This window comes from Acidovorax sp. ACV02, assembly GCF_014851475.1.
Classification (GTDB): Bacteria; Pseudomonadota; Gammaproteobacteria; order Burkholderiales; family Burkholderiaceae_C; genus Acidovorax; species Acidovorax delafieldii.
In genome coordinates this window covers 1-5,571 of the sequence record NZ_JACUZU010000019.1, presented here as the reverse complement: position 1 = coordinate 5,571, position 5,571 = coordinate 1, and the positions used below count along the sequence as shown (strand labels likewise).

Genomic DNA, 5,571 nt, shown 5'->3' with positions numbered 1-5,571 from the left:
CTGTGCTAGAATTCAAGGCTTCGCTGATCGCAGCGAGGTTTGCAAAATGAAGAAGATTTTGGTCTGATTTGTTTTGTTGGGATCCTTAAAAATATACAGCCGATAAGCGTGGGCGTTTGATGGCGAGTGCCAAGTTCTTTGGAACTAGTGCTTAGCACTACAAACGCTCATGAGAGAGAAGTGAAGTTCACTTCAATTCTTAATTATGAGTTGCTCGAAAGAGCGAAAAAATCAAGATCGAACTGTAGAGTTTGATCCTGGCTCAGATTGAACGCTGGCGGCATGCCTTACACATGCAAGTCGAACGGTAACAGGTCTTCGGATGCTGACGAGTGGCGAACGGGTGAGTAATACATCGGAACGTGCCCGAGAGTGGGGGATAACGAAGCGAAAGCTTTGCTAATACCGCATACGATCTCAGGATGAAAGCAGGGGACCGCAAGGCCTTGCGCTCACGGAGCGGCCGATGGCAGATTAGGTAGTTGGTGGGATAAAAGCTTACCAAGCCGACGATCTGTAGCTGGTCTGAGAGGACGACCAGCCACACTGGGACTGAGACACGGCCCAGACTCCTACGGGAGGCAGCAGTGGGGAATTTTGGACAATGGGCGCAAGCCTGATCCAGCCATGCCGCGTGCAGGATGAAGGCCTTCGGGTTGTAAACTGCTTTTGTACGGAACGAAAAGACTCTGGTTAATACCTGGGGTCCATGACGGTACCGTAAGAATAAGCACCGGCTAACTACGTGCCAGCAGCCGCGGTAATACGTAGGGTGCGAGCGTTAATCGGAATTACTGGGCGTAAAGCGTGCGCAGGCGGTTATATAAGACAGATGTGAAATCCCCGGGCTCAACCTGGGAACTGCATTTGTGACTGTATAGCTAGAGTACGGCAGAGGGGGATGGAATTCCGCGTGTAGCAGTGAAATGCGTAGATATGCGGAGGAACACCGATGGCGAAGGCAATCCCCTGGGCCTGTACTGACGCTCATGCACGAAAGCGTGGGGAGCAAACAGGATTAGATACCCTGGTAGTCCACGCCCTAAACGATGTCAACTGGTTGTTGGGTCTTCACTGACTCAGTAACGAAGCTAACGCGTGAAGTTGACCGCCTGGGGAGTACGGCCGCAAGGTTGAAACTCAAAGGAATTGACGGGGACCCGCACAAGCGGTGGATGATGTGGTTTAATTCGATGCAACGCGAAAAACCTTACCCACCTTTGACATGTACGGAATCCTTTAGAGATAGAGGAGTGCTCGAAAGAGAACCGTAACACAGGTGCTGCATGGCTGTCGTCAGCTCGTGTCGTGAGATGTTGGGTTAAGTCCCGCAACGAGCGCAACCCTTGTCATTAGTTGCTACATTCAGTTGGGCACTCTAATGAGACTGCCGGTGACAAACCGGAGGAAGGTGGGGATGACGTCAAGTCCTCATGGCCCTTATAGGTGGGGCTACACACGTCATACAATGGCTGGTACAGAGGGTTGCCAACCCGCGAGGGGGAGCCAATCCCATAAAGCCAGTCGTAGTCCGGATCGCAGTCTGCAACTCGACTGCGTGAAGTCGGAATCGCTAGTAATCGCGGATCAGAATGTCGCGGTGAATACGTTCCCGGGTCTTGTACACACCGCCCGTCACACCATGGGAGCGGGTTCTGCCAGAAGTAGTTAGCCTAACCGCAAGGAGGGCGATTACCACGGCAGGGTTCGTGACTGGGGTGAAGTCGTAACAAGGTAGCCGTATCGGAAGGTGCGGCTGGATCACCTCCTTTCTGGAAAACTGCATTCAATATTGAACGCCCACACTTATCGGTTGTTGGAACAAGCCGCAGACCTGCGAAGGGATTCGCAAGAATGTGGAATGGGTCTGTAGCTCAGCTGGTTAGAGCACCGTCTTGATAAGGCGGGGGTCGTTGGTTCGAGCCCAACTAGACCCACCAAATTCCGATGGCTAGATACGGTAAGAGGACACTGGGGGATTAGCTCAGCTGGGAGAGCACCTGCTTTGCAAGCAGGGGGTCGTCGGTTCGATCCCGTCATCCTCCACCAACCATACTTCGGAAATTCAACACCAAAGCTGCTTTGAAAGAGGCTGCTTTGTTGTTGATCAATATCGATTGATCAATCGGCTGTTCTTTAAAAATTCATAGAGTCGAAATCAGAGTTGCCAGGGGAAACTGCACATTCGTAAAGGTTTAGTGCAGACCGTGCCCCTGGTGACAAATTTTTGATTGCGTCAAAACGAATGTTCAATGAGCAAACGTGATTGCGAAAGTGATTGCGAAGTAATTTGAACTCAGTAATGACGAATGTTTCTTGATAGTGATATCGAGGAATTATTCACATTACGGCATAACGCGCCAGGTGAAAGACCTGGCAAGTCCTTGAGATGACGGCGATATCTTGAAAGAGATGTCAAAGTTATAGGGTCAAGTGACTAAGAGCATGTGGTGGATGCCTTGGCGATTACAGGCGACGAAAGACGTGATAGCCTGCGATAAGCTTCGGGGAGCTGGCAAATAAGCTTTGATCCGGAGATTTCTGAATGGGGAAACCCACCTCGCAAGAGGTATCGCATACTGAATACATAGGTATGCGAGGCGAACCGGGTGAACTGAAACATCTCAGTAGCTCGAGGAAAAGACATCAACCGAGATTCCGAAAGTAGTGGCGAGCGAAATCGGAAGAGCCTTCTAGTGATAGCACGACTGTTAGCAAAACGGGATGGAAAGCCCGGCCATAGCAGGTGATAGCCCTGTATGCGAAAACAGACGTGTGGTACTAAGTTAGAGAAAAGTAGGGCGGGACACGAGAAATCCTGTCTGAATATGGGGGGACCATCCTCCAAGGCTAAATACTCGTAATCGACCGATAGTGAACCAGTACCGTGAGGGAAAGGCGAAAAGAACCCCGGGAGGGGAGTGAAATAGATCCTGAAACCGCATGCTTACAAAAAGTAGGAGCCCGAAAGGGTGACTGCGTACCTTTTGTATAATGGGTCAGCGACTTACATTCAGTGGCAAGGTTAACCGAATAGGGAAGCCGTAGAGAAATCGAGTCCGAATAGGGCGAATCAGTCGCTGGGTGTAGACCCGAAACCAAGTGATCTATCCATGGCCAGGATGAAGGTGCCGTAACAGGTACTGGAGGTCCGAACCCACTAGTGTTGCAAAACTAGGGGATGAGCTGTGGATAGGGGTGAAAGGCTAAACAAACTTGGAAATAGCTGGTTCTCTCCGAAAACTATTTAGGTAGTGCCTCAAGTATTACCTGCGGGGGTAGAGCACTGTTTAGGCTAGGGGGTCATGGCGACTTACCAAACCTATGCAAACTCCGAATACCGCAGAGTACAGCTTGGGAGACAGAGCACCGGGTGCTAACGTCCGGACTCAAGAGGGAAACAACCCAGACCGCCAGCTAAGGTCCCTAAAATTGGCTAAGTGGGAAACGAAGTGGGAAGGCTAAAACAGTCAGGATGTTGGCTTAGAAGCAGCCATCATTTAAAGAAAGCGTAATAGCTCACTGATCGAGTCGTCCTGCGCGGAAGATGTAACGGGGCTAAGCCAGTTACCGAAGCTGCGGATTTGCAATTTATTGCAAGTGGTAGGAGAGCGTTCTGTAGGCCTGTGAAGGTGTCTGGTAACGGATGCTGGAGGTATCAGAAGTGCGAATGCTGACATGAGTAGCGTTAAAGGGGGTGAAAAGCCCCCTCGCCGTAAGCGCAAGGTTTTCTACGCAACGTTCATCGGCGTAGAGTGAGTCGGCCCCTAAGGCGAGGCAGAGATGCGTAGCTGATGGGAAACAGGTCAATATTCCTGTACCGATCAATAGTGCGATGTGGGGACGGAGAAGGTTAGCTCAGCCAACTGTTGGATATGTTGGTTCAAGCCTGTAGTCGTGCTCGGTAGGCAAATCCGCCGGGCTTAGATGAGGGGTGATAACGAGTCTGCTTGCAGACGAAGTGAGTGATACCCTGCTTCCAGGAAAAGCCACTAAGCTTCAGCTATTGACGACCGTACCGCAAACCGACACTGGTGCGCGAGATGAGTATTCTAAGGCGCTTGAGAGAACTCAGGAGAAGGAACTCGGCAAATTGATACCGTAACTTCGGGAGAAGGTATGCCCCAAGTAGGTGAACTCGTACAGAGGGAGCCCAACGGGGTTGCAAAAAATCGGTGGCTGCGACTGTTTAATAAAAACACAGCACTCTGCAAACACGAAAGTGGACGTATAGGGTGTGACGCCTGCCCGGTGCTGGAAGATTAAATGATGGGGTGCAAGCTCTTGATTGAAGTCCCAGTAAACGGCGGCCGTAACTATAACGGTCCTAAGGTAGCGAAATTCCTTGTCGGGTAAGTTCCGACCTGCACGAATGGCGTAACGATGGCCACACTGTCTCCTCCTGAGACTCAGCGAAGTTGAAATGTTTGTGATGATGCAATCTCCCCGCGGAAAGACGGAAAGACCCCATGAACCTTTACTGTAGCTTTGTATTGGACTTTGAACAGATCTGTGTAGGATAGGTGGGAGGCTTTGAAGTGAGGACGCTAGTTCTCATGGAGCCAACGTTGAAATACCACCCTGGTGTGTTTGAGGTTCTAACCTAGGTCCATTATCTGGATCGGGGACAGTGCATGGTAGGCAGTTTGACTGGGGCGGTCTCCTCCCAAAGCGTAACGGAGGAGTTCGAAGGTACGCTAGTTACGGTCGGACATCGTGACGATAGTGCAATGGCATAAGCGTGCTTAACTGCGAGACTGACAAGTCGAGCAGATGCGAAAGCAGGACATAGTGATCCGGTGGTTCTGTATGGAAGGGCCATCGCTCAACGGATAAAAGGTACTCTGGGGATAACAGGCTGATACCGCCCAAGAGTTCATATCGACGGCGGTGTTTGGCACCTCGATGTCGGCTCATCTCATCCTGGGGCTGTAGCCGGTCCCAAGGGTATGGCTGTTCGCCATTTAAAGAGGTACGTGAGCTGGGTTTAAAACGTCGTGAGACAGTTTGGTCCCTATCTTCCGTGGGCGCTGCAGATTTGAGGAAGCCTGCTCCTAGTACGAGAGGACCGGAGTGGACACACCTCTGGTGTATCGGTTGTCACGCCAGTGGCATTGCCGAGTAGCTAAGTGTGGAAGAGATAACCGCTGAAAGCATCTAAGCGGGAAACTCGTTTCAAGATGAGATCTGCCGGGGCCTTGAGCCCCCTAAAGAGTCGTTCAAGACCAGGACGTTGATAGGTCAGGTGTGGAAGCGCAGTAATGCGTTAAGCTAACTGATACTAATTGCTCGTGCGGCTTGACCCTATAACTTTGATAGCCAACACGCTCACAGCGTGAAGCTCAAAGTCTGTTATGCCAAGTTAGACGCAGTCAAAACACAAACATCTGATTCCAGACTCTATGAATTCGCCAGGCAGTTCACAAAAACTGCCCAGCACCAAGTTATGCCTGATGACCATAGCAAGTTGGTCCCACTCCTTCCCATCCCGAACAGGACAGTGAAACGACTTTGCGCCGATGATAGTGCGGGTTCCCGTGTGAAAGTAGGTCATCGTCAGGCTCTTACAGC

The 5,571-nt window shown here is 51.0% G+C and carries 2 tRNA genes and 3 rRNA genes; all 5 read left to right on the top strand.

The annotated features are described in order from the left end of the window. Positions 1–239 precede the first annotated feature (239 nt). The 5 genes from IB236_RS24140 to rrf all read left to right on the top strand — a co-directional run bounded on the left by IB236_RS24140 (position 240) and on the right by rrf (position 5,562). Positions 240–1,772: ribosomal RNA gene (locus IB236_RS24140) — 16S ribosomal RNA — on the top strand. 91 nt (positions 1,773–1,863) lie between these two features. Continuing rightward, positions 1,864–1,940: transfer RNA gene (locus tag IB236_RS24135), tRNA-Ile, on the top strand. A gap of 33 nt (positions 1,941–1,973) precedes the next feature. Beyond that, positions 1,974–2,049 (top strand) — tRNA-Ala (locus IB236_RS24130). 378 nt (positions 2,050–2,427) lie between these two features. Further along, positions 2,428–5,306, top strand: a 23S ribosomal RNA gene (locus tag IB236_RS24125). A 143-nt stretch (positions 5,307–5,449) separates the two neighbouring features. Then, positions 5,450–5,562 (top strand): 5S ribosomal RNA (rrf, locus tag IB236_RS24120). The 16S, 23S and 5S rRNA genes sit together here with 2 tRNA genes alongside, the layout of an rRNA operon. The last annotated feature ends 9 nt before the right edge of the window (positions 5,563–5,571 follow it).